The sequence below is a fragment of the Mesorhizobium sp. Root157 genome, from assembly GCF_001427385.1.
GTDB lineage: Bacteria > Pseudomonadota > Alphaproteobacteria > Rhizobiales > Rhizobiaceae > Mesorhizobium.
The window spans coordinates 149,903-172,370 of record NZ_LMGJ01000001.1; the positions used below are offsets into that span (position 1 = coordinate 149,903).

The 22,468-nt window shown below is 62.6% G+C and carries 22 protein-coding genes and 1 tRNA gene; 12 read left to right on the plus strand and 11 right to left on the minus strand.

The genetic code is table 11. The features are described from left to right. Positions 1-13: 13 nt before the first annotated feature. From ASD64_RS00700 to ASD64_RS00715, 4 genes are all read right to left on the minus strand, one after another. Positions 14-820 (minus strand): ABC transporter permease, encoded by an 807-nt coding sequence (locus tag ASD64_RS00700; RefSeq protein WP_056100137.1) that lies wholly within the window; start codon positions 818-820, stop codon positions 14-16. Continuing rightward, on the minus strand, positions 820-1,485 hold the full coding sequence (locus ASD64_RS00705) for an ABC transporter permease (RefSeq protein WP_056100140.1): 666 nt from the start codon (positions 1,483-1,485) through the stop codon (positions 820-822). Before ASD64_RS00705 ends, ASD64_RS00700 begins: the two co-directional genes overlap by 1 nt. Before the next feature lie 185 nt (positions 1,486-1,670). Further along, complete coding sequence (locus ASD64_RS00710; RefSeq protein ID WP_056099135.1) at positions 1,671-2,468, minus strand: transporter substrate-binding domain-containing protein; 798 nt, start codon at positions 2,466-2,468, stop codon at positions 1,671-1,673. A gap of 57 nt (positions 2,469-2,525) precedes the next feature. Beyond that, entirely contained in the window at positions 2,526-3,341 is an 816-nt protein-coding gene (locus ASD64_RS00715; protein ID WP_056099138.1) for an ABC transporter ATP-binding protein, read from the minus strand. Between the two features lie 262 nt (positions 3,342-3,603). On the opposite strand from ASD64_RS00715, the gene ASD64_RS00720 reads away from it, so the two are divergent. The 4 genes from ASD64_RS00720 (at position 3,604) to ASD64_RS00735 (ending at position 8,264) form a co-directional block, all read left to right on the plus strand. After that, positions 3,604-4,869, plus strand: a complete 1,266-nt coding sequence (locus ASD64_RS00720; RefSeq protein ID WP_200957768.1) for a low temperature requirement protein A — start codon at positions 3,604-3,606, stop codon at positions 4,867-4,869. Positions 4,870-4,989: 120 nt separating this feature from the next. Beyond that, the gene (locus tag ASD64_RS00725) at positions 4,990-5,838 is read left to right on the plus strand and encodes a dimethylarginine dimethylaminohydrolase family protein (RefSeq protein WP_056099144.1); all 849 of its coding nucleotides are present in this window, start codon (positions 4,990-4,992) and stop codon (positions 5,836-5,838) included. 69 nt (positions 5,839-5,907) lie between these two features. Further along, positions 5,908-7,500 carry a 5-guanidino-2-oxopentanoate decarboxylase gene (locus ASD64_RS00730; protein ID WP_056099147.1) on the plus strand — a complete coding sequence of 531 codons (1,593 nt, stop codon included), beginning with the start codon at positions 5,908-5,910 and terminating at the stop codon, positions 7,498-7,500. Positions 7,501-7,556: 56 nt separating this feature from the next. After that, positions 7,557-8,264, plus strand: coding sequence for an SDR family NAD(P)-dependent oxidoreductase (locus tag ASD64_RS00735; protein WP_056099150.1), 708 nt, complete (start codon positions 7,557-7,559; stop codon positions 8,262-8,264). Positions 8,265-8,369: 105 nt separating this feature from the next. On the opposite strand, the gene rpsA is transcribed toward ASD64_RS00735, so the two are convergent. From rpsA to ASD64_RS00760, 5 genes are all read right to left on the minus strand, one after another. Further along, positions 8,370-10,070 carry a 30S ribosomal protein S1 gene (gene rpsA, locus ASD64_RS00740; protein ID WP_056099153.1) on the minus strand — a complete coding sequence of 567 codons (1,701 nt, stop codon included), beginning with the start codon at positions 10,068-10,070 and terminating at the stop codon, positions 8,370-8,372. A 195-nt stretch (positions 10,071-10,265) separates the two neighbouring features. Beyond that, positions 10,266-10,904: a (d)CMP kinase gene (gene cmk / locus ASD64_RS00745; RefSeq protein WP_056099156.1), complete on the minus strand. Its 639-nt coding sequence runs from the start codon at positions 10,902-10,904 to the stop codon at positions 10,266-10,268. After that, the gene (locus tag ASD64_RS00750) at positions 10,901-11,545 is read right to left on the minus strand and encodes an FMN-binding negative transcriptional regulator (protein ID WP_056099158.1); all 645 of its coding nucleotides are present in this window, start codon (positions 11,543-11,545) and stop codon (positions 10,901-10,903) included. The genes cmk and ASD64_RS00750 overlap by 4 nt, the downstream gene beginning before the upstream one ends. A gap of 180 nt (positions 11,546-11,725) precedes the next feature. Continuing rightward, positions 11,726-11,801 (minus strand) — tRNA-Ala (locus tag ASD64_RS00755). A gap of 167 nt (positions 11,802-11,968) precedes the next feature. Further along, the gene (locus tag ASD64_RS00760) at positions 11,969-12,352 is read right to left on the minus strand and encodes a TIGR02300 family protein (RefSeq protein ID WP_056100144.1); all 384 of its coding nucleotides are present in this window, start codon (positions 12,350-12,352) and stop codon (positions 11,969-11,971) included. Between the two features lie 194 nt (positions 12,353-12,546). Between ASD64_RS00760 and aroA the strand changes: the two genes are divergently transcribed. The 8 genes from aroA (at position 12,547) to ASD64_RS00800 (ending at position 21,153) form a co-directional block, all read left to right on the plus strand. Further along, positions 12,547-13,899 carry a 3-phosphoshikimate 1-carboxyvinyltransferase gene (gene aroA, locus ASD64_RS00765; RefSeq protein ID WP_056099160.1) on the plus strand — a complete coding sequence of 451 codons (1,353 nt, stop codon included), beginning with the start codon at positions 12,547-12,549 and terminating at the stop codon, positions 13,897-13,899. 879 nt (positions 13,900-14,778) lie between these two features. Beyond that, positions 14,779-15,693 (plus strand): LysR family transcriptional regulator, encoded by a 915-nt coding sequence (locus ASD64_RS00770; RefSeq protein ID WP_056099164.1) that lies wholly within the window; start codon positions 14,779-14,781, stop codon positions 15,691-15,693. Between the two features lie 84 nt (positions 15,694-15,777). Further along, on the plus strand, positions 15,778-16,581 hold the full coding sequence (locus ASD64_RS00775) for a carbon-nitrogen hydrolase family protein (protein ID WP_082549802.1): 804 nt from the start codon (positions 15,778-15,780) through the stop codon (positions 16,579-16,581). Between the two features lie 12 nt (positions 16,582-16,593). Next, positions 16,594-17,259: an RraA family protein gene (locus ASD64_RS00780; RefSeq protein ID WP_056099168.1), complete on the plus strand. Its 666-nt coding sequence runs from the start codon at positions 16,594-16,596 to the stop codon at positions 17,257-17,259. A gap of 58 nt (positions 17,260-17,317) precedes the next feature. Continuing rightward, a complete protein-coding gene (locus tag ASD64_RS00785; RefSeq protein WP_056099173.1) occupies positions 17,318-18,373 on the plus strand; it encodes an ABC transporter substrate-binding protein in 1,056 nt (351 codons plus the stop codon). Positions 18,374-18,396: 23 nt separating this feature from the next. Continuing rightward, positions 18,397-19,485 (plus strand): ABC transporter ATP-binding protein, encoded by a 1,089-nt coding sequence (locus ASD64_RS00790; protein ID WP_056099177.1) that lies wholly within the window; start codon positions 18,397-18,399, stop codon positions 19,483-19,485. Further along, positions 19,482-20,348 (plus strand): ABC transporter permease, encoded by an 867-nt coding sequence (locus ASD64_RS00795; RefSeq protein ID WP_056099179.1) that lies wholly within the window; start codon positions 19,482-19,484, stop codon positions 20,346-20,348. The genes ASD64_RS00790 and ASD64_RS00795 overlap by 4 nt, the downstream gene beginning before the upstream one ends. A gap of 10 nt (positions 20,349-20,358) precedes the next feature. Beyond that, a complete protein-coding gene (locus tag ASD64_RS00800) occupies positions 20,359-21,153 on the plus strand; it encodes an ABC transporter permease (RefSeq protein ID WP_056099183.1) in 795 nt (264 codons plus the stop codon). Between the two features lie 83 nt (positions 21,154-21,236). Here ASD64_RS00800 and ASD64_RS00805 read toward each other — a convergent pair whose 3' ends face one another. Together ASD64_RS00805 and ASD64_RS00810 are read right to left on the minus strand one after the other, a co-directional pair. Further along, entirely contained in the window at positions 21,237-21,950 is a 714-nt protein-coding gene (locus ASD64_RS00805) for a glutamine amidotransferase (protein ID WP_056099188.1), read from the minus strand. A 33-nt stretch (positions 21,951-21,983) separates the two neighbouring features. Beyond that, positions 21,984-22,466, minus strand: a complete 483-nt coding sequence (locus ASD64_RS00810; protein WP_056099191.1) for a TerB family tellurite resistance protein — start codon at positions 22,464-22,466, stop codon at positions 21,984-21,986. Positions 22,467-22,468 lie beyond the last annotated feature (2 nt).

Sequence of the window (22,468 nt, forward strand, 5' to 3'; positions counted from 1 at the left end):
AACTTTCTTCGGGTCAGCCGACTCTGGCCGGGAAGCGCGCCTCTAGCCGGCGGAAGGCCAGCACGATGATACCCGTAACGGCCATATAGACCGCCGCCAGCAGGAGCAAGGGTTCATAAGTGATGAAGGTGTCCTGCCGCACCCGCGAGGCCACGGCATAAATATCGACCATGGTGATGGTCGCGACCAGCGGCGTTGCCTTCAGTTGCAGTACCGTCTCGCCGGCCAGCGTCGGCAAGGCGCGGTGCAGCGCCTGCGGCAGCCAGATGCGGCGGAACGCCGTCCAGCGACGCATGCCAAAAGCCCGCGCCGCCTCCAACTGCCCTTTCGGCACGCCGGCAAATGCGCCGCGCATCACCTCGCCTTCATAGCCCGCGAAAGACAGCGTGAGCGACAGCACGCCATAGGGCCATGCCTGTCTGAGATACGGCCACAGGAAGGAGTCGCGAATCCACGGAATCTGGGGGAACAGCGACCCGAGGCCGTAATAGAGCAGCCATAGTTGCAGCAACAGCGGCGTGCCGCGTATGATTGTGCAGAACGCCCTTGCCGGCGCCGCCAGCGCCCATGGCCCCGCCGCTTGCGCCAGGCCGAGCGGTATCGCCAGCGCTATGCCGAGCACCGACGTCACCGCCAACAGCCAGATGGTACGCCAGATGCCTTGCACAGCCAGCGGCAGATAGGCCGGCAGCCAGTCCCAGCGCAGGTAGAAGATCGACGCCAGGACGATGGCCAGCGCAATCGAGATCAGCACGATCCGGTGCGGTTGCAGCCAGCCGCCGCCTTTGCGCACCGCTGCCACAGCCGGCGTCTCAGCCATCAGCGCGTCTCCGTCAACGACGGCATGCCCCGGCGCGCCCATCGCTCGACACGGCCGATGATGACATTGGAAAACAGTGTCAGCGCCAGGTAAAGCGCACCGGCCGCAAGGAAGAAGGTGAAATAGGCCTTGGTCGCACCTGCCGCCAAACGGGTCGTCTGCGTCAGTTCGTTGAAGCCGACAATGGCCAGAAGTGCCGTATCCTTGGTCGCGATCAGCCACAGATTGGCAAGGCCCGGAATCGCGAAAGGCAGCATTGCCGGCAAGGTGATGCGCCTGAGCAGCAGGCCGGGCGACATGCCGTAGGCGCGCGCAGCCTCGACCTGGCCCTGCGGAATGGCAAGGATCGCGCCGCGCAGCACCTCCGTCGAATAGGCGCCCTGCACAATGCCGAGCACGCCGATGCCGGCGATCAGCCCGTTGATGTCGACAGCTTGATGCCCGAAGGCGATGAGGACGCGGTTCACCAGATCGGTGCCGGCGAAATAGAGCATCAGGATCAGCACCAGTTCGGGGACCGCGCGCACGATCGTGGTGTACAAGCCCAACAGGTCGCGCACCACCGGGCCGCCATAGAGCTTGCCATAGGCGCCGCCTATGCCGATCAACAGGCCCATGACGTAGGCGCCGACGGCAATTTCCACGGAACTTACAAGCCCCCGCAGCAAATTGCCGCCCCAACCCGGAGGCTCAAGCGCCAGGAGATCGAGCAGTCCCGATGCCACGGCGGGAATAATTGCGTCTATCAGCGTCGCCCCCAGCTTGCCGGCGCGTGCCGGCATTCCAGAAACGCTGCCTGCACTACCCGGCGCCGGTCAGGGCGCCGGGCAAGCTGCAGCGCTCAAACTACTCAGTTCGATTGGGTGTCTTCGCCGTAGATGTCGAAATCGAAGTACTTCTTGGTGATCTCGGCATATTTGCCGTCGGCACGGATTTCCTTGATTGCGGCATTGATCTTGCCGGCAAGTTCGGTGTCGCCCTTGCGCACGCCGGCGCCGACGCCGGGTCCGAGCACTTCAAGATCCGGCGCGACATAGCCCTTCAGATCGCAACAGGCTTGGCCCTGTTCCGACTTCAGGAAGGCATCGAGCGCAATCGAATCGGCTTGCGTGCCGTCGATGCGGCCGGCTACCAGATCCTGGTTGGCCTCGTCCTGGGTCTGATACTCCTTGATCTCGGCAGCGCTGCCGGTGAAGTGCTTCTTGGCATAGGCGGCATGGACGGTGGAAACCTGAACGCCAAGGATCTTGCCCTTCAGGCCTTCCGGCGTCGCGTCGTACTTCTGGTCCTTCGGCCCGATCACCGCCGTCGGCGTGTTGTAGTATTTGCCGGAGAAATCGATCTCCTTCTCGCGCTCGGCGGTGATCGACATCGAATTCATGATGGCGTCGATCTTGTTGGTCTTCAACGCCGGGATCAGGCCATCCCACGGGATAGGCGTCAGAACGCAGTCAAGCTTGGCCGCGCCGCAGATCGCCTGGACGATCTCGACTTCCCAGCCGGTCCAGTTGCCGGATGCATCCTGCGAGTAGAACGGCGGATAGGCTTCGGGCGAGAACCCGACCTTGACCTGCTCGGCATTGGCCGAAAATGCTCCGCCAAGCGCAATGACGGCGGCCGCGACGGCGGTTTTCAAAAACGTCTTCATGCTTCATTCTCCCATTTTGATTTTGGACTTTTGTCCCGTTCTTCTTGATGTGGGCATTCACCCGACATTGCGTAGAAACTGTTTCAGCCGTTCGGACTTCGGCGCACCGAACAGTGCTGCTGGCGGGCCCTCCTCCTCGACAACGCCGTTATAGAGATAGACGACATGGGTCGCGACCTCGCGGGCGAACTTCATCTCGTGGGTCACCAGCACCATGGTGCGCCCCTCGCGCGCCAGATCGCCGATCACCCGCAACACTTCGCCAACCAGTTCCGGATCGAGCGCCGATGTTGGCTCGTCGAACAGCATGACGCGCGGCTGGATGGCCAGCGCGCGTGCGATCGCCGCCCGCTGCTGCTGGCCGCCCGACAGGAACGCCGGATAGACATCGCGCTTTTCCGCCAGCCCGACGCGCGCCAGGAGCGTCTCGGCCTCGACGATGGCCCGTTCCTTCTTCACGCCCAGCACATGCACCGGAACCTCGATGACGTTTTCGAGCAACGTCATGTGGCTCCACAGGTTGAAGCTCTGGAACACCATGCCGAGACGCGAGCGAATACGCTCGATCTGGCGCCTGTCGGCAGGATAGGTATTGCCGTAACTGTCGGCCTTGAGACGGATTTCCTCGCCGTTGACGCGGATGATGCCGCTGGTCGGATTCTCAAGACAGTTGATGCACCGAAGCAGCGTCGACTTGCCTGATCCACTGCCACCGATGATGGCGATGACGTCGCCGTCGCGCGCCGACAGCGACACGCCCTTGAGGACGTGCAATTCGCCGAACTTCTTGTGCAGGTTTTCGACGTGGAGGGCTTCGGCCGCACCTTGACCGGCCGCAGGCCGCGAGAGCCAAGCCGTTTGCCCGGCACTCATTTCCGCACCGTTTCGCGGAGCCGGCACGTCGCCAGGCGCTGGACTGTTCTACCCATTACCGCCACTGAACAATTGTTCCATTTTCCAAGATGGACCGTTCCACTCGTCCTCGTCAACCCGCGGCCTTGGACGGTGGTGGTGTCCTTGCCTGAAGTTGGACTTGGCCACACTCGAACCAAACCTCGCGGCATATTGACTTGATTGCGTTCGGTGTGGACGCTGCAATCCTTGTCGCTTCGCAAACACAGGCAAAGGCCCGTTCATGAGCACATCGTCGCTCGGCCCCGAATCCGTTCACCATCATGTGCACAGAATGGGTGGCCGCGATCCACACGAAGCGCACCGCGTCGCGACCCCGCTCGAACTGCTGTTCGACCTGACCTTTGCGACAACCTTCGGGTTCGCTGCCCAGCAACTCGCCCATGCGCTTGCGGAAGGCCATTTTGGCGTCGCGTTGATCGGCTTCGGCTTTGCAACCTTCGCCATCTGCTGGGCATGGATCAATTTCTCGTGGTTCGCCTCGGCCTACGACATCGACGACTGGGTATTCCGGGTCGTTACCATGGTGCAGATGATCGGCGTACTGGTGCTGGCGATAGGCTTGCCGCGCATGTTCTCTTCCATCGAGCATGGGGCACATCTCGACAATTCCATCATGGTGCTCGGCTATGTAATCATGCGCCTTGCCATGGTGTTCCAATGGCTGCGCGCAGCGAGGCAAGACCCGGCTTGCCGCCGCGTCTGCCTCACCTACGCCGCTGCCATATCGATTGCGCAGGTCGGCTGGGTGGCGCAGATCGTCATGGATTTCTCGGTCGCTACCAGCATCGGCGTCGCCTGCATTCTCGCCCTCATTGAATTGTCCGGACCGGTCATCGCCGAACGTAAGGACGGAGGGACGCCTTGGCATGCCCATCACATCGCCGAGCGCTACAGCCTGTTCGCCATCATCGCGTTGGGCGAAGGCGTCGTCGGCACGGTTGCGACGCTGTCGGCGGTGGTGGAGGAACAGGGCTGGAGCATGGACGCGGCGCTGGTCGGCGTCGCGGGAATGGGCCTGACATTCGGTATCTGGTGGGTCTATTACCTGCTGCCTTCCGCCCAGGTTCTGCATGCCCACCGCGATCGTTCTTTCGGTTGGGGATACGGCCAGATAGTGATCATCGCGGCCATCGTCGCCACAGGCGCCGGACTACATGTCGCGGCCTACTTTATCGAACACAAGACCCAGATCGGCCCTCTCGCGACCGTGCTCTGCGTCGCCATCCCCATTGGTGTTCTGTTAGGCTCTATCTATGCTCTTTATTACTATCTCTTGCGCCGTTTCGATGTCCTCCATGTATGGCTGCTGGTCGCGACCGCTGGGGTCATCGCGCTCGCCATGCTTGCCGCGCTGTCCGGCGTCAACATGGCGGTATGCCTTGTCATCTTGATGCTGGCGCCGGCGGTGACGGTCCTTGGCTATGAGATCCAGGGGCATCGCTATCAGGCGGATGCGCTTGCCGGCGCGGAGCGTCCTGAGGTGTAGGCGCATCATCGCCACCTCCGGCATTTTCGCCTTGGGCATTGATCTTGTGCTGCTCCAAATGCTTACTGGCGACAGAAAAAAGAGGGGGAGCCAGTGACCAAGGCATACGGATCGCAATCCATGGCGGGGCCGCTGAAACGCGTCCTGATGCGCCGGGCTTCAAGCGCCATGCGTCGCGCGGACGCCAGGCAATGGCACTACGGCCCCGGGTTTGACCCTGACAGAGCAGCCAGCCAGCACGACGCCCTTGCAGCGCTGGTGGCTGCCAGCGGGGCCGAGATCGAATGGCTGACCGACGAAGACGACGGCCTTGCCGATTCAGTCTTCACCCATGACCCTTCGTTGATGAGCGACCACGGCGCGATCCTGCTTTCGATGGGCAAGGCGCTACGCGCGTCAGAGCCCGCCTTGCACGGAGCGGCGTTCACGCGCATGGGCATTCCGACTCTTGGGCGGATCGAGGCACCGGGCACTGTCGAGGGTGGCGATTGCGTCTGGGTGGACGCCCGCACCCTCGCCGTCGGGCGCGGCGTGCGCACCAACGAGGCAGGCATCCGGCAACTGGCGGACATGCTCGCGCCCCACGGAATTTCGGTCCACGGCTTCGACCTGCCGCTGTGGCATGGCGAGGATGCGTGCCTGCATCTGATGTCGGTGATTAGTCCGCTGGCCGACAATATGGCGCTGGTCCACACGCCTTTGCTTCCCGCGCCCTTCTACCAGATGCTCAAGGCGCGCGGCATCAGGCTGGTGGCGGGCGACCCTGACGAATTCATCGCCTCCAGCGGCCTCAACCTCAACGTCCTGCCCACCGCACCGCGCGAAGTCATAGCGATTTCCGGATTTCCAAAGACCATTGCCGCAATGGAGGCTGCCGGATGCAAGGTTTCGACCTTCGAGGCAGACGCGCTGTGCATCGCTTGCGAAGGCGGCCCGACCTGCCTGACCCGGCCGATCCTGAGATCGTGACGTGACATCGGTATTTTCTTTCCTTTGGCCTGCCCGCTCCGGCCCTCGGCAGCCTCTTTCGGAGGCGCGATGACCACCCTCGGCGAAGCCTTGATCCGCCTGCTTGAAGCCCACGGCGTTGATACCGTCTTCGGCATTCCGGGCGTGCACACGGTCGAACTCTACCGTGGGCTGGCAAGTTCGGGAATCCGCCACATAACCCCGCGCCACGAACAAGGGGCGGGGTTCATGGCGGACGGCTATGCGCGCGCCAGCGGGCGTCCAGGTGTCGCCTTCGTGATCACCGGACCGGGATTGACCAATACCATCACCGCGATGGCGCAGGCCCGCGCCGACTCGGTGCCGATGCTGGTGATCTCCGGCGTCAATGCCACGGCAACGCTGGGGCTGGGGCGCGGCTACCTGCATGAGTTGCCCGATCAGCACGGCATGATGGAGAAGGTGGCGCTGTCTTCCGAGCGCATCACCAGACCCGACGAGTTGGCCCGCGCCCTGTCGCGCGCCTTCACCCTGTTCGCTTCATCGCGACCCGGTCCGGTTCACATCGAAATCCCCATCGACGTCATGGCCATGCCGGCCGGTGATCTTGCTGCGGTTCCCGTCCAGACTGCCCCACCTGCCCTTGACAAGACGCTGATCGCCAAGGCGGCGGCGCTGATTGCCGCCGCCCGCAAGCCACTCATCCTGGCCGGCGGCGGAGCAAGAAACGCCGAGGCCGAACTGAGGCGGCTGGCCGAATTGATCGATGCGCCGGTCGTCCAGACCGTCAACGGGCGCGGTCTGATGCACGCCCACCCCCTGGTCGTTCCCGCGAGCCCGAGCCTGAAAGCGGTGCGCGAACTGATGTCGGGCGCCGATGTGGTCATCGCCGCCGGCACCGAATTCGGTCCCACCGACTACGACATGTATGGCGACGCCGGCTTCGTCGTGCCGAAGACCTTGGTGCGCATCGACCTCGACGCCGCCCAGCTCGACCGCTATCCGGCCACGGTCGCAATTCAAGCCGATTGCGCGGCGGCATTGGAAGCAATGCTGTGCTGCCTTTCCTCAACTCGCGATGGCTCGCCTGCCAGCTGCAGCCTGGGTGCTCGAATCGCGGCCACGACCCGCGAAGCAGCCTTCGCCGAGATCGGGTCGGCCATGCAGATGCAGGTCGGGGCCGTGGAGCAAATCCGCGACGCGCTGCCGGCTTCCATCATCGTGGGCGACTCCACGCAGCCGGTCTATGCCGCCAACCTTTTTTACGATCACGACCGGGCGGGCGGCTGGTTCAACGCAGCGACCGGCTTCGGTGCGCTGGGTTATGGCCCCCCGGCCGCCATCGGGGCCGCCATCGCCATGCCCGATGCCGCAGTCGTCTGCCTTGCCGGCGACGGCGGCTTCCAGTTCACCCTGCCAGAAATCGCCGTGGCAGCGGACACCGGCGCGCCGGTCATCTTCGTCATCTGGAACAATCGCGGCTATCGCGAGATCGAAACCTCGATGCGCGATATCGGCGTAGAGCCCGTCGGCGTGTCGCCTCAACCGCCGGACTTTCTCAAGCTTGCCGAGGCTTACAAAATTCCGGCCGAACGGCTCGCAACGGCCGGCGAACTGGGCGCTGCGCTGCGCAGAGCTCATGCGAAAAGACAACCCTGCATCATCGAAATAGCAATTGAGTGATGACATAAAAGGCGCGACGGTTACCAAGTGGACGTTTTGTGCGAGACCGATTGCTGATGACAGGTACATTGAACGGCAAGAATATCGTTGTAACCGGAGGAACAGGCGCGCTTGGCAGCGCCGTCGTGGGCAAGCTGCTCAGTGAAGGCGCTATCTGCTACGTCCCCAACAGCCATGCGGCCGCCCCGCCGCATTTTCCGTTCGGGGACCACGAGAACGTCAAGCTGACCCACAACATCTATCTGGCCGACGCCGAGACGGTCGATTCCTACTATGCGACCGTGCCCGGCCTTTGGGCGTCGATCCATCTCGCCGGCGGCTTTGCCGCCGCACCCGTCGAAAAGACCGAGGCCGCCTCCTTCGACGAGCTGATGGAAACCAACGTCCAGACCGCCTTCCTGTGTTGCCGGGCATCGGTGCGCGCGATGCTTGCCGCGAATTCTGGAGGCCGCATCGTCAACGTTTCGGCGCGGCCCGGCCTCGATCCCCGGCGCGGCGCGGGCATGGTCGCCTATGCGACCAGCAAGGCGGCGGTCGCGGCCATGACCGTGGCCCTTGCCGAAGAACTGAAGAGCAAGAACATTCTGGTCAATGCCATCGCACCCTCGACGCTCGACACCCCCGCCAACCGCTCCGGCATGCCGGATGCCGATTTCGGCAAGTGGGTGAGCCTGGAAGCTGCCGCCGAAGCGATTTGCTATCTGGTCTCGTCGGCCAACCAGGCGGTGAGCGGAACGCTGGTGCCGCTTTACGGCCGCGCCTGATCCCTTCCCCAAAGCCAAAACAAAGACCCGCCGGATCGCTCCGGCGGGTCTTTTTTGTCCCTATAAGCCGCGCCATGGAGAACGGCGCGGCAAAGAGGCTCGAGCTTAGTTGCCGCCCTGCTTCTTCAGCGCAGCGCCCAAGATATCGCCCAGCGAAGCGCCGGAGTCCTGAGAACCGTACTGCGCGACAGCTTCCTTCTCTTCGGCGATTTCCAGCGCCTTGATAGAAACCTGCAGCTTGCGGGTCTTCTTGTCATAGGCGATGACGCGGGCATCGAGCTTCTGGCCGACGGTGAAGCGCTCGGGGCGCTGCTCATCGCGGTCGCGCGACAGGTCGGCGCGCTTGATGAAGGTCTCCAGGCCGCTTTCGACCAGACGAACCTCGAGGCCGCCATCCTTGATGCCGGTGACTTCGCAGGTCACGACCGCGTTCTTGCGCAGTTCGCCCGAAGTGGACGCTTCGCCGGCCGCATCGCGTTGCAACTGCTTGACGCCAAGCGAGATGCGCTCCTTCTCGATGTCGACGTCGAGCACCTGCGCCTTGACCATGTCGCCGCGATTGTACTCTTCGATGACCTGCTCGCCCGGACGGCTCCAGTCGAGGTCGGACAGGTGCACCATGCCGTCCACGTCGCCGTCGAGGCCGATGAACAGGCCGAATTCGGTCTTGTTCTTGACCTCGCCTTCGACCTGCGCCCCAACCGGGTGGTTGCGGGCGAAGGCTTCCCACGGATTCTCAAGCGTCTGCTTGAGGCCGAGCGAAATGCGGCGCTTGGCCGGATCGACCTCGAGCACGACCACGTCGACCTGCTGGGTGGTGGACAGGATCTTGCCGGGGTGCACGTTCTTCTTGGTCCACGACATTTCAGAAACGTGGATGAGACCCTCGATGCCCGGCTCCAACTCGACGAACGCGCCGTAGTCGGTGATGTTGGTGACCGTGCCGGTGATCTTCTTGCCGATCGGGAACTTGGTGCCGATGTCGGACCACGGATCGCTCTCGAGTTGCTTCATGCCGAGCGAGATGCGATGGGTTTCCTGGTTGATGCGGATGATCTGCACCTTGACCGTCTGGCCGATGTTGAGGATCTCGGTCGGATGGTTGACGCGACGCCATGCCATGTCGGTGACATGCAGCAGGCCGTCGATGCCGCCGAGGTCGACGAACGCACCGTAGTCGGTGATGTTCTTGACCACGCCTTCGACGACCTGGCCCTCTTCGAGATTCTGCACGATCTCCGAGCGCTGCTCGGCGCGGCTCTCTTCCAGAACCGTGCGGCGCGAAACCACGATGTTGCCGCGGCGGCGATCCATTTTCAGGATCTCGAAGGGCTGCGGGTTGTGCATCAAAGGCGTGACGTCGCGGATCGGGCGAATATCGACCTGGCTGCGCGGCAGGAAGGCAACTGCGCCGTCCAGATCGACGGTGAAGCCGCCCTTGACCTGGTTGAAGATGACGCCTTCGACGCGCTCGCCCTTGGAAAACTTCTCTTCGAGCTTGACCCAGCTCTCTTCGCGGCGGGCCTTGTCGCGCGACAGCATCGCTTCGCCCAGCGCATTTTCGATGCGCTCGACATAAACCTCGACCGTGTCGCCGACCTTGAGCGTGGTTTCCTTGCCCTTGGCGCCGAACTCCTTCAGCGGAACGCGGCCTTCGACCTTCAGGCCGACGTCGATGATGGCCATGTCCTTTTCGATCGCGGTGATCGTGCCGCGAACGACCTGGCCTTCACCTGAATGGCCGCTGGAAAATGATTCTTCGAGCATGCTCGCGAAATCGTCGCGAGTGGGGATTGCTGCTGACATATGTTCTCCTGAAAAGCCTCGTTGGAGGCCTGCGCCGTGGGTTAGCGTTGCGTTTGCCTGCCGACATTCCGGACCCTTGGGTCCTGGCCGCTCAACAAGCGGCAAATCCGGCGCATAAGAATGCAAGCAGACAGGTTCGGACCTGAAATGGGTACTTTCCGCGCGGCCGACAAGCGGCAACCGGCGCACCCGGCATCAGGTTTTGTTTCCGTTGGCCACGATCCGCTCTACTATGACCTTAGCCGCCAGGAACGCGGCTTCTATATCCATTTCGCTTGTGTCAAGCAAGTGCGCGTCGGTAGCGGGCCTCAGCGGCGAGTCGGCCCTGCCCGTATCGCGTTCGTCGCGGCGCTCGATATCGCCCAGAATGGTGGCGAAGTCCGCGGCCCCGCCGTTGGCCTCGATCTCGGCAAGCCGCCGCCGCGCCCGCACCTCGGCACTGGCCGTCACGTAAAGCTTCACGGTCGCGTCGGGACACACGACCGTGCCGATATCGCGCCCGTCCAGCACCGCGCCGGAAGGCTGTGCGGCAAAGCTGCGCTGCTTTTCGACAAGGACCTTTCGCACTTGCGCGATGACGGCGACCTTCGAAGCCGCCTCGCCGACTTCATGCGCCGAAAGCACGGCCCGGTCGAGTTGGCCAAGGTCGACCAACCGCGCCGCTTCCACAGCATGCGGTTCGTCGCCCAGCGGCCAGCCCTTTATTAGAAGCATGTGCGCGACGGCGCGGTAGGTCAGGCCGGTGTCGAGATGCGGCAGGTGGTAATAATCCGCCAGCCGCCGCGCCAGTGTGCCCTTGCCGGCACCAGCCGGTCCATCGATGGCGATGATCATCGCCTTGCCCCATAGCTGCGGACCAGTTCGGCCAACCTGGCATTGTGAAGCGGCTCGTCGCTGCTCGCCAGACTTTCGGCAACCCTAGCCCTGTCGGCGGCGGGACGGTTCTGGCTCACCTTCCACTTGCCCTCGATTTCGGCGATCTCGATCTCGAGGCCGACAATGCCCTTGATCTGGGATTGAATGTAGTTTTCCGGCGCATCGTTCACCGCCCAGGGATCCTGACGCCCCGCCTCGTGCGCCCCGGTCAGCGTCGAAACATGAGCATGCAGCCATTCGGCATCGTCGATCACGGTTGACCTGCCGCGAACCTGAACCATCACATAGTTCCAAGTCGGCACGACCTTGCCCGTCTCCTGCTTGGTCGCGTACCAGGACGGCGTTATGTAGGATTCGACGCCCTGAAACACGACAAGCGCCGGGGCTCCGTCCCTGATTTCCTGCCACTGCCCGTTGGCCTTCGCCATGTGCGCCTGCAACGTTCCCTTGGGCGAGCGCTGCGTGTCGAGATGGAACGGAAAGACGTTGGCTGTCGGCCCGCCTGGAGGCGCGGTGATCAACATGCCGAGCGGATGCGCCCGGATCAGCGCCTGCTGAACCTGAAGATCGTCTTCCTTGAAAAGCGGCGGCTGATACATCGTTGCAATCTTCCTTTCGCGGACCCAATTCCACGGGTCAGCGCTTCGGCGTCTTTGGCGTCTTTGGCCTCGCATAGCGCGTCATGACGGCGACAACCGCCCGTCCGTCGTCAAAACACCTGGCCCAGATTGCGGCGTCGCCTAATGGAGCATTGGCCTCGAATGGGGCCGTGACTTTATTGGTGGAGCCAAGCGGGATCGAACCGCTGACCTCCTGCATGCCATGCAGGCGCTCTCCCAGCTGAGCTATGGCCCCATCTCCGGCAGTAAGCCGGTGCCGTTTCCGGCGAAAATATCAGGCCGAGGGTTGCCCCGGCCCGCAGTGTTGGCGGCTTCTAGCGCCGCCTGTCGTCAATAGCAAGCCTCAACAGGCGCTTTTTGCCGGGCTTCGACGAAGAAGCGGCTATTGCAATCGAGGGGAGATCAAATCTCCTCGTCGTCGTCGCCGACGCCGATCATGTCGGCAACGTCGTCGTCGCCTTCTTCCTCATCCTCGAGGAAGGTATCGTCGTCGTCGCCCAGATCGACATCCTCCTCGTCGTCGCCGAGATCCGGCAAATCGTCGCCCTTGGCTTCCTCGTCCGCCTCCTCCAGCGAAACGATCTCGGCGCCTTCTTCCTCGGCGTCGACTTCCTTCTCGGCAACGTCCTCTTCATCCTCGACGACGGAAGGCTTTCCGTCATCGAAATAGGCGCGCGGATAGCTCTTGCCCGTATAGGGAGAGACGATCGGGTCCTTGTTCAGATCGTAGAATTTTCGGCCCGTTTCCGGGTCGATACGTTTTGTGCCAAGTTCGGATTTTGCCACGACAAGCCTCGTCAAAAAAGTCTGGTCCCCTTAACGGCTCCTTGATGCCCTGTCAAAGCCAAAAGGCCGGGTGGCAAGATGCGTCGCCAGGAGGCGTCCGCCGGGGGATGACCATGACCGCTTGCCATGGTACGAGACCCGCCACACCGACAGGAAAATGACCGTCCGTCGGGATTTCCGCAAGAGGAATTGCCATGTCGCATGATGCTGTCCCGCAACCCGCAACGGCACGCCGGTCGGCGGCGCTTGTCGGATCCGTGCGCGTTCCCGGCGACAAGTCGATTTCGCACCGTTCCTTCATGTTCGGCGGACTGGCTTCGGGCGAAACGCGCATCACCGGCCTGCTCGAAGGCGAAGACGTGTTGCGCACCGGCGACGCCATGAAGGCGATGGGCGCGCATATAGAAAAGCGCGGCGCCGAATGGGTGATTCGCGGCACCGGCAACGGCGCGTTGCTTGAGCCGGAAGGGCCGCTCGATTTCGGCAATGCCGGCACGGGTTCGCGGCTGACCATGGGCCTGGTCGGCACCTACGACATGGAAACGACCTTCATCGGCGACGCTTCGCTGTCCGGCCGTCCGATGGGGCGGGTTCTCGATCCGTTGCGGCAGATGGGCGTCCAGGTCGTGAAGGCGGCGCCGGGCGACCGCATGCCGCTCACATTGCATGGGCCGAAGCATGCCGCACCCATCACCTACCGCGTGCCGATGCCGTCGGCCCAGGTGAAATCGGCAGTGCTGCTTGCCGCATTGAACACGCCCGGCATCACCACCGTCATCGAACCGGTGATGACCCGTGACCATACGGAAAAGATGCTGAAAGGTTTCGGCGCCAACCTGCAGGTCGAAACCGACGAGCGCGGCGTGCGCCATATCTTCATGGAGGGCCAGGGCCGGCTGACCGGCCAGACCATTGCCGTGCCTGGCGATCCGTCGTCCGCAGCCTTTGCATTGGTCGCTGCCCTGATCGTGCCGGGCTCCGACATCGTCATCGAGAATGTCTTGATGAATCCGACCCGCACCGGCCTCATCGTGACCCTGCAGGAAATGGGCGCCGACATCGAAGCGCTCAACCCGCGCAATGCGGGCGGCGAGGATGTCGCCGACCTGCGCGTGCGGCATTCGGAATTGAAAGGCGTCACGGTGCCGCCCGAGCGTGCGCCGTCGATGATCGACGAATATCCGGTTCTTGCCGTCGCAGCGAGTTTTGCCGAGGGCGAGACCTTGATGCAGGGTCTGGAAGAATTGCGGGTGAAGGAGTCTGACCGGCTTTCGGCCGTTGCCGACGGACTCAAGATGAACGGCGTCGACTGCACCGAAGGCGAAGCCTCGCTTGCGGTTCGCGGCACGCCCGGCGGCAAGGGACTGGGCGGACAGGTGAAGGGTGAGGCGGTGAAGACGCATCTCGATCACCGCATCGCCATGAGCTTTCTGGTCATGGGGCTGGCGGCGGAAAAGCCGGTGTCGGTCGATGACCGATCGATGATCGCGACCAGCTTCCCGGAATTCATGGGATTGATGAAGGGACTTGGCGCCCAGATCGACTAGCGGATTCAGGTGATGGTGGTCTGAATCTCGCCACACCCTGGGTGGCAGCATTTCACCTGCGGTCATGCCTTTCCGTTGCCACGCCCGCTTTCGCGTCTGGCCATTGTCAAAGAACTGACCTCCGCTTGTCGATTGAGAGGTCGGGAAGACGGGCGGCCGTTCGGACGCTCGTTTGGTAAGTAATGCGACCTCGCGGCCGCCCGTCCGGCGTTTGAAGGTTTCAAACCGCTCCGCTTTCATCGACCCGCCGTGTCCCCTCACAGGCTCTCCTTGAAGATGCCGCTGCAAGGTGAGGGCAACGCTCGGCAGGCCTAGCCCTCCCCGGAACAAGGCCACGTCAGCCTGCCGCCGGGGCGCCGGCCCCTTCCCACCCAATCACCGTCATGATCGGTGTTCCCGGCGGAAGGGGCGGGTCAAATCTAGCGGCCCCCCGGCGGGTGTGGACAGGATCAGGCCGGAAATCTGCGGCAACCGACATAGCCAATTGATTTGTCGGAATAATCTGATCGCCTGCGCTGTGGCGGCACATTTTTATCCACGAAATCAGAAGAATTTCAGCGCGTCTCGACAAGCAGCACGAACACGGTGGGGCGGCGGCGGGGCTTCACATGACGCGCGCTGCCTGCCAATGGACGAATTGTGCACCGAGTTCAGGTCGTGGTGACGAATTGACGATTGGCTGCGCCGCCGCGGAAACTGGTCAGTTCCAGGAGCGAGGAGAAAGGACATGCAGCGCATATTCGACGACGAGCGACGCAGAAATGGCCGATTTCGGCGCGGCCCCTTCGCAAAATTGCGTCTTGTATGCCAAGCTCGGGATTGGGCAACTCTCACGGGAGCGACCCAAATTTGCGTAACAGCCGACAGCGTTTGCAAGCAATGAACCTGAGTTTTGTAGAAACCTTCGTATGGGTGGCGCGGCTCGGCAGTTTTCGTGCCGCGGCCGATCGGCTGAACGCGACGCAAGCCGCCGTATCCAACCGCATCGCTACCCTCGAACGGGAGATGGGCGGCGAACTGTTCGACCGCATCCCTGGCGGCGTGCGCCTGTCGACGATAGGGCAGCGCGCCTTGCAGCCGGCCGAGGAACTGCTGCGCGCCGCCACCAGCTTCAACGTCGCCATCCGCAACCCGGAACAGATCAAGGCGACCGTGCGGATAGGCACGGTCGATTCAGTCGTGCACGCCTGGTTGCCGCAGTTCATCGAGATGGTGAAAGTGCGGTTTCCCTTGCTGGCGCTCGATCTCAACGTCGACACTTCGCTGGGGATCGGCGCGGAACTCGCCGAGCGAAAACTCGACCTCGCCTTGCTTATGGGGCCGGTGCTGCGGCCCGGCCTGAAGAACATCGACCTCGGCAGCATGAATTGCGTATGGGTCGCCGTGCCGAAATTCGAACTCGGCGGAAAGGATCTCGGCCTTGCGGACCTGCGCGCTCACCCCGTCCTGACATTTTCGCGCAACAGCATTCCCCATATCTGGCTGCTGCGGCAATTCGAGGAACTCGGTGTCTCGCCGCCGGTAATCTCGAACTCGAATTCCTTGTCGGCCATGTTGCGGCTCGCTTGCGACGGCGTTGGCGTGGGCCTGTTGCCAACGCCATTGGTCGAGCCGATGGTCGATGCGGGCATCCTGGAAATCCTCTCCGTCATGCCGCAATTTCCGCCGCTCAAGCTGCACGCCGCCTATGTGGACGATCCTGAGAATATCCTCCCGTCGATCCTTGCCGTGATCGCGCGGGACGCATCCATGGGGCGGGCGGCGCACAATTCGGCACGAGCCGCACAAGAATAATCTATCACCCACGATAGTTCTTTGTCGTTTGCCAAAACAAGCCGGCGACATTTCATTGTTCCGACACCGTCGTGGAGGATCCCAATGAAAATCAGTCTCATTCAGATGAACTCGGACGCGGACAAGGCCAAGAACCTTGACGACGCCGAGCGGTTGGTGCGCGAAGTGGCTGCGGCTGAAAAGCCCGACCTGATCGTGTTGCCGGAATATTTCGCCTTCCTGGGCGAGGGTCGCGATGCCGTTCACGGCAGCGGCGAAGGTTTCCCGGACGGCGCGGTCTACAAGCGCATGGCGGGGCTGGCCAAGGAACTCGGCGTCACCTTGCATGCCGGTTCAATGGTGGAGAAGTCGGGCAACAACCATTTCAACACCACGGTCGTCTTTGGGCCGAAGGGTGACGAGATTGCCAAGTATCGCAAGATCCATCTTTTCGACGTGGACACTCCCGGCGGCGTTTCCTACCGCGAGTCGGATACGATCAGCCGGGGCGAGGACATCGTCACATACAAGGTAGGCGACACCACCGTGGGCTGCGCCATCTGCTACGACCTCCGCTTCCCCGAACTGTTCCGGGCGCTGCGCGACAAGGGCGCCGACGTCATCGTGCTGCCGGCCGCCTTCACCCTGATGACCGGCAAGGATCACTGGGAAGTGCTCTCCCGCGCCCGGGCAATCGAGACGCAGACCTATTTCGTCGCGGTCGGCCAGACCGGCGCACATGCCAAGGGCCAGAAATGGTGCTGGGGCCACTCCATGGTCATCGATCCGTGGGGGCACATGGTTGCGCAGTGTTCGGACGGCGTCGGCACGACCACAGCCAGCCTGGACCTGGCGCGCATCGGCAAGGTCCGTGCCGACGTGCCGGTTGCCCAGCACCACGTAATTTAAGGATAGCCCCACATGTTCGTCGTCAACAAAATGCCCGAGCAGATTGCTCCGTCCCTCGTCAGGAAGATGGAGCAGGTCGAGACCGCGACCGTGGGCCACTTTCTCCATTCCGGCTTCATGAATCGCGAGTTGCGCGCCGTTCTGCCGGAAAAGCGCATCGCCGGCACCGCCGTCACGGTACGCCTGCCGCATGCCGATTCCACGATCCTGCACTACCTCACCAAGATGGTGCGGCCGGGCGACTTCATCGTGGTTGACCGCTGCGGCGACGACAAGCATGCGTGCTGGGGCGGTGTCGTCACCCATTCGATGAAGCTTGGCGGTATCGTCGGCGCGGTGATCGACGGGCCGGCAACCGACTTCTCCGAGATCCGTCGCGTCGACCTGCCGATGTGGTGCCGCGGCCCTTCGCCGATCACGACGAAGATCCTTGGCCTTGAAGGCGCGATCAACGTGCCGGTCAGCGTCGGCGGCCAGATCGTCAATCCAGGAGATGCGATCATCGCCGATGAAAGCGGCGTGCTCGTTCTTTCGCCCGGCCAGGCCGAATGGGCGACGGACAAGGCCATCGAGATGCAGAAGAACGAACTCGTGCTGCTGGATCGTCTGCGCAAGGGCGAGAAGCTGCCCGATATTTCTGGAGCAACGAAGATCGTGGACGCTTCGACCGCCGCATGAGGCGGTCGAAAGGACGCCTCTGCAAAACAAATAGTCAATCTACCAACGGGAGGAACCTATGACTGGATTGAAACATGCCGCGGGCATCAGCCTGACCGCACTGTCATTGTCTTTCGCGGCCAATGCCGCGATGGCCGACAACATCGTATTGTCCGCTTATTCGGGCATTTTCCAGGAGAACTATGTCGCCGCCGTCGTGGAGCCTTTCATGAAGGCCAACCCCGATATCACCGTTGAATTCTACGGCATGCCCAACTCGGCGCAGATGCTGGGCACTTTGCGCGCGCAAAAGAGTTCTCCGCAGATCGATGTCATGATCATGGACGTTTCGGTTGCCAAGGCGGCTACCGACGAGGGCCTGTTTGCGCCCATGGACGAAACGGTGAGCAAGCACATCGCCGACTTGTACCCGCAGGCCAGGGTCGAAGGCGTCAACGCGGTCGGGGTGACGTTCGACAACCTCGTGCTCCTCTACAATACCGACAAGGTCAAGGATGTTCCGACCTCATGGAAGGCGTTGTGGGACAAGCAGTATGCCGGCCAGGTTTCGATACCGGCGGTCCCGGACATCCAGGGCACCACCTTCACCATCATCAGCGACAAGATGGCCGGCGGCACCAACTATATGGAAAGCGTCGATGCCGGCATAAAGTTGCTCGAGGAACTGGCGCCGAACGTCCAGACCTGGGAGCCCCGCCCCGACGTGTATCAGCCGATTTCGAGCGGCACGGCCGCCATCGGCATCGGCTGGAACGCCCGCGCGCAGGTCTATTCCAATCTCTCCGACGGCAAGCTTGGCGTGGTTCTGCCGGAAGAAGGCAGCGGGTTCCAGATCAACGTGATCGGTCTCGTCCAAGATGCGCCGGCAAGCGAAAGCGCCAAGAAGTTCATCGACTACGCACTGAGCCCCGAAGCGCAGGCTGCATTCACCGAGAAAATGTACTATGCGCCGACCAATGCGAAAGCCGCTCCCTTGATCCCGGAAGCCGCGATCAAGCGCACGGCTGCCGGCGTGATGGACAAGATGATCGCAATCAACTGGCTGGATGTTGCGAAGATCCGCGACTCGATCACCGAGCAATGGCGCCGCCGCGTCATTCCGCTTAGCCGCTGATCCCGGCCGGCACGGAGCACGCCATGCCTGTCTCTCAATCCTTGGAAGAGCATCTGAAGCTTGATGGCATCAGCATCAGCTTCGGCCCTGTCAACGTCATTCCTTCGCTCGACCTGTCGGTGCGCAAGGGTGAGATGGTCGCCTTTCTCGGCCCCTCCGGCTGCGGCAAGACGACCACGCTTCGAATGATTGCGGGACTGATTTCGCCGTCAAGTGGGCGGATAACGGTGGGGGGGCGCGATATTACGCGCCTGCCCATCCACGACCGGGACATGGGCATGGTGTTTCAGAGCTATGCCCTGTTCCCGCACATGGACGTAACCCGCAACGTGCAGTTCGGCCTGCAGATGCGCAACGTTTCCAAGCAGGACATCGAGCGCCGCTCGAAGGAGGCTCTGGAACTGGTGCAACTCGGGCATCTTGCCCAGCGCAAGCCGAAGGAACTGTCCGGCGGCCAGCAGCAGCGCGTCGCCCTGGCGCGCGCGCTGGTCATTCAACCGTCGATCCTGCTGCTCGACGAGCCGCTGTCCAATCTCGACGCCAAGCTGCGCGACGAAATGCGGCTGCAAATCCGCGCCCTGCAGCAGCAGAGCGGCATAACGGCTGTCTTCGTCACGCACGATCAGGTCGAAGCGCTGTCGATGTGCGACCGCGTCGTGGTCATGCGCAATGGCCGGATCGAACAGTTCGGCACGCCGACCGAAATCTACGAACGTCCCGCCACCGCTTTCGTCGCCAACTTCGTCGGCCGCACGAACCGCCTCAAGGGCAAGGTCGGTTCCGACGGCCAACTGGTCGCTGCCGGCCAGCCGTTGCGCGCAACGACGAAGCTGTCGCCTGGACCGGTGGATGTGCTGATCCGCCCGCATCGAATCGCCTTGCAGCCGTCGAGCGGACCTGCCACCACGGGCGACGGCAATGTCGTCGAGGGCAAGGTTTCGAGCATCATCTTCATCGGCGATCTGGTGCAATATGTCGTGCGTGCCGGCGATGAGGAAATCGTGGTCGAGGAGGCGACGCGCCGCGAGCGCGCACCGCTTGGCGTTGGCGACAATGTGCATCTGCGCTGGTCGGCCGACGACACGCTGGTCTATCCGGACGACGGCAAATGACAACCGAAGCCCTCGCTCCCCCTCGTAAGATGCGCAGCGGCGAGGTCGCCGTCCTGCTTCTCCTGCCCATCGCGTTGATCAACGCGATCGGCTTCATCCTGCCGGTCCTCAACCTCGCCCGCTTTTCCTTCAACAAGGTGAGCATCGGCGGCGGCATCGAAAACGTTTTCACCTGGGAGAATTGGCTTGGCCTGCTGGCCGACAGGTTCTACCTCGAACTGATCTTCAATTCGGTCTGGATCAGCCTGGCGATCACGCTGACCACACTGATCCTTTCCTACCCGATCGCGCTTTACCTGCATCGCTCGTCAGGTCCGTGGCGCACCTTCCTGACCGTGCTGGTCATCTCGCCGCTGCTGACTTCGGCGGTGGTGCGCACCTATGGCTGGATCGCGATCCTGATCGACGACGGTCCGGTGGTCAGCGCCATCCGCGCGCTGGGCCTGCCGGCGCCGAGCCTGATGTTCAACATCAAGGGAGTGTTCATCGGCCTGACGGAAATCCTGATGCCCTACATGATCCTGGCCCTGATGGCGGGTTTCGGGCGTCTCGATCCGCGTGTCGAGGAAGCTGCGCGTACGCTGGGAGCCACGCCGGCCCGTACGTTCCGCAAGGTGATCCTGCCGCTGACGCTGCCTGGCATCGCGCTGGGCTGCCTGTTGTGCTTCGTGCTCGCGGTGTCGTCCTTCATCACACCCAAGCTGATGGGCGGCGGACGCGTCTTCCTGCTCGCCACGGAAATCTACGACCAGGCGATCGTGACCCTGAACTGGCCGCTGGCCTCGACCCTGTCGATCCTGGTTCTGATCGTGTTCGGCGCGGCCTTGTGGGCCTATTCCGCCGTCCTGCGGCGTCTGGATTGAGGAGGGCGTGATGGAGATCCACAAGACTTCATGGCCGATGCGAATTCTCGTCTTCGTGCTGTTCCTTTACCTGCTGGCGCCGGTCCTGCTCGTGTTCCCGATTTCGTTCTCGGGCGACCAGGTGCTGCGTTTCCCGCCGACCTTCTGGTCGACACGCTGGTATGTCGCGCTGTTCGAGAACAGCAAGATGCTGAGCGCGTTTTCGACAAGCCTGCTCCTGGCGTCCATCGTGACGATCTTGTCGATTGTTATCGCCGTGCCGGCGGCGTGGGTGATGACGCGGGTAAAGTTTCGCGGCAGGGATCTGCTTTTCAACCTGTTCACCGCGCCGCTGTTGTTGCCGACGATCGTGCTTGGCCTCGCCATCCTGATCGTGTTCGCCTCCTTCGGCCTGCTGGCGACGATGCGGGGCCTGGTGTTTGCGCATCTGGTCGTCACCCTGCCCTATGCGCTGCGCATCCTGGCGGTGGCGCTGAACACCCAGGACCAGACCTGCGAAGAAGCCGCGCGGACTTTGGGCGCCAAGCCATTGACGGTCTTTTTCCGGGTCACCGTACCGATGCTGATCCCCGGCATCGTGGCTGCGGCCGCACTTTGCTTCCTGGTTTCGTTCGACGAAGTGGTGATCACGCTGTTCCTCACCGGGCCGCGCATCAGCACCTTGCCGGTCGAACTGTACAACTATGTCTACAACCAGGCCGACCCGCTGGTGGCGGCAGCGTCTGTCTTGCTGATCCTGCTCACCCTGGGTGTGATCATGATCGTCGAGCGCACGATGGGCCTGAGCAAAACGTTCGTCAAATAATGCCGCATTAACGGCCGCACGAACTGTGGCCGACCGGGCAGCACTGAGGCTCGTCGGCCGTCGTCAAATGTCGGGACGCCCGGTCAGCGTCCCGCCGAAACCTTGCCGAAGACCGTCTGCAAGAACTCGCCAAGCCAGCGCTTCAGGTGCATGTCCCAGATCAGGCGCCCGCCGAGATGGTCGCGGCCGGGCTGGGCACCGGGAAGCACGAAGCGATGGGCGCCGCGCACCACCCAGCGATGCATCATCGCTTGCGTCAGTTCGCTGTGGAACTGGAGGCCCCAGGCGTTCTGACCGTAGCGGAAGGCCTGGTTCGGATAAGCCTCGGCGGTGGCAAGCAGCGTCGCATCCTTCGGCAGGGAAAAGCCTTCGCGGTGGAACTGGTAGACCATTTCCGGCCACTGCATCAGCTTCTTGCCTTCCTCGGTGGCCTTTAGCGGATACCAGCCGATCTCGACGAGACCGTCGCCATGACCCGCAACCTTGCCGCCCAGGTGATTGACCATCATCTGCGCGCCAAGGCAGATGCCGAGCAGCGGCCTGTTTTCCCGCAACGGCACCTTGAGCCACTCGGTTTCACGCTTCACGAACTCATCCGGATCATTGGCGCTCATCGGTCCGCCGAAGACGACGGCGCCGGCATGCTCATCCAGCGTGTCCGGCAAGGCATCGCCAAGCGGCGGCCGCCTTATATCGAGATCGAAGCCATGCTCGACCAGCAAATGGCCGACCCGGCCGGAACTCGACGTCTCCTGATGCAGGACAATCAGAATTTTCGGTCGAGGTCTGGCAAGCATGGAGGAAGAAGGCCCTGGATCTAAAGAAGGATATCACTCATCGCCGGATGCGCCTGTTGCGCCCGGCACATTCGCCGCCGCTTTCCGGCGCGCGGCGATCCGATCCTGGCGTTCGACGCCGATCAGTTCGGCGACACGCCAAACGGTGTTGTCTTCAAGTTCATGCAACTCGCCGTCGGCGTAGACGACTTCCCACAACAGGCCGACGAAGGCCTTGCGCGCCTCGGCATCGAGGTGCCGTTTCAACACACTTGTGAAAGCGTAGAGATCGACCGCTTCGCGATTGGCTTTCTCACCGGCCTTGGCCAGCCGGGCCAGTTCTTCGCCGCGAACGCCATAGGTTTCAGCCAACAGCGTTTTGAAACGTTCCCATTCGGCATCATGCCGAACCCCGTCGACGTCCATGATGTGGAAGAGCAGCGCCGATGCGGCGATACGAGGATCGTCATCCACGTTGCGCTGGCCAGCACAAGAGCCAGGCAGATCCCTGAGAAATGACAGCACGCGATCAAGCATCG

What these genes read in the sequence shown, in the direction of transcription:
- ASD64_RS00750 (WP_056099158.1), bottom strand. Translation starts at nt 11,545, where the DNA reads ATGTATCAGCCGCCGCTTTTCAAGGAAGACGATCTTCAGGTTCAGCAG.
- ASD64_RS00785 (WP_056099173.1), top strand. Translation starts at nt 17,318, where the DNA reads ATGACTGGATTGAAACATGCCGCGGGCATCAGCCTGACCGCACTGTCA.
- ASD64_RS00770 (WP_056099164.1), top strand. Translation starts at nt 14,779, where the DNA reads ATGAACCTGAGTTTTGTAGAAACCTTCGTATGGGTGGCGCGGCTCGGC.
- ASD64_RS00720 (WP_200957768.1), top strand. Translation starts at nt 3,604, where the DNA reads ATGAGCACATCGTCGCTCGGCCCCGAATCCGTTCACCATCATGTGCAC.
- ASD64_RS00810 (WP_056099191.1), bottom strand. Translation starts at nt 22,466, where the DNA reads ATGCTTGATCGCGTGCTGTCATTTCTCAGGGATCTGCCTGGCTCTTGT.
- cmk (WP_056099156.1), bottom strand. Translation starts at nt 10,904, where the DNA reads ATGATCATCGCCATCGATGGACCGGCTGGTGCCGGCAAGGGCACACTG.
- ASD64_RS00700 (WP_056100137.1), bottom strand. Translation starts at nt 820, where the DNA reads ATGGCTGAGACGCCGGCTGTGGCAGCGGTGCGCAAAGGCGGCGGCTGG.
- ASD64_RS00800 (WP_056099183.1), top strand. Translation starts at nt 20,359, where the DNA reads ATGGAGATCCACAAGACTTCATGGCCGATGCGAATTCTCGTCTTCGTG.
- ASD64_RS00780 (WP_056099168.1), top strand. Translation starts at nt 16,594, where the DNA reads ATGTTCGTCGTCAACAAAATGCCCGAGCAGATTGCTCCGTCCCTCGTC.
- rpsA (WP_056099153.1), bottom strand. Translation starts at nt 10,070, where the DNA reads ATGTCAGCAGCAATCCCCACTCGCGACGATTTCGCGAGCATGCTCGAA.
- ASD64_RS00710 (WP_056099135.1), bottom strand. Translation starts at nt 2,468, where the DNA reads ATGAAGACGTTTTTGAAAACCGCCGTCGCGGCCGCCGTCATTGCGCTT.
- aroA (WP_056099160.1), top strand. Translation starts at nt 12,547, where the DNA reads ATGTCGCATGATGCTGTCCCGCAACCCGCAACGGCACGCCGGTCGGCG.
- ASD64_RS00795 (WP_056099179.1), top strand. Translation starts at nt 19,482, where the DNA reads ATGACAACCGAAGCCCTCGCTCCCCCTCGTAAGATGCGCAGCGGCGAG.
- ASD64_RS00735 (WP_056099150.1), top strand. Translation starts at nt 7,557, where the DNA reads ATGACAGGTACATTGAACGGCAAGAATATCGTTGTAACCGGAGGAACA.
- ASD64_RS00790 (WP_056099177.1), top strand. Translation starts at nt 18,397, where the DNA reads ATGCCTGTCTCTCAATCCTTGGAAGAGCATCTGAAGCTTGATGGCATC.
- ASD64_RS00805 (WP_056099188.1), bottom strand. Translation starts at nt 21,950, where the DNA reads ATGCTTGCCAGACCTCGACCGAAAATTCTGATTGTCCTGCATCAGGAG.
- ASD64_RS00725 (WP_056099144.1), top strand. Translation starts at nt 4,990, where the DNA reads ATGGCGGGGCCGCTGAAACGCGTCCTGATGCGCCGGGCTTCAAGCGCC.
- ASD64_RS00775 (WP_082549802.1), top strand. Translation starts at nt 15,778, where the DNA reads ATGAAAATCAGTCTCATTCAGATGAACTCGGACGCGGACAAGGCCAAG.
- ASD64_RS00715 (WP_056099138.1), bottom strand. Translation starts at nt 3,341, where the DNA reads ATGAGTGCCGGGCAAACGGCTTGGCTCTCGCGGCCTGCGGCCGGTCAA.
- ASD64_RS00730 (WP_056099147.1), top strand. Translation starts at nt 5,908, where the DNA reads ATGACCACCCTCGGCGAAGCCTTGATCCGCCTGCTTGAAGCCCACGGC.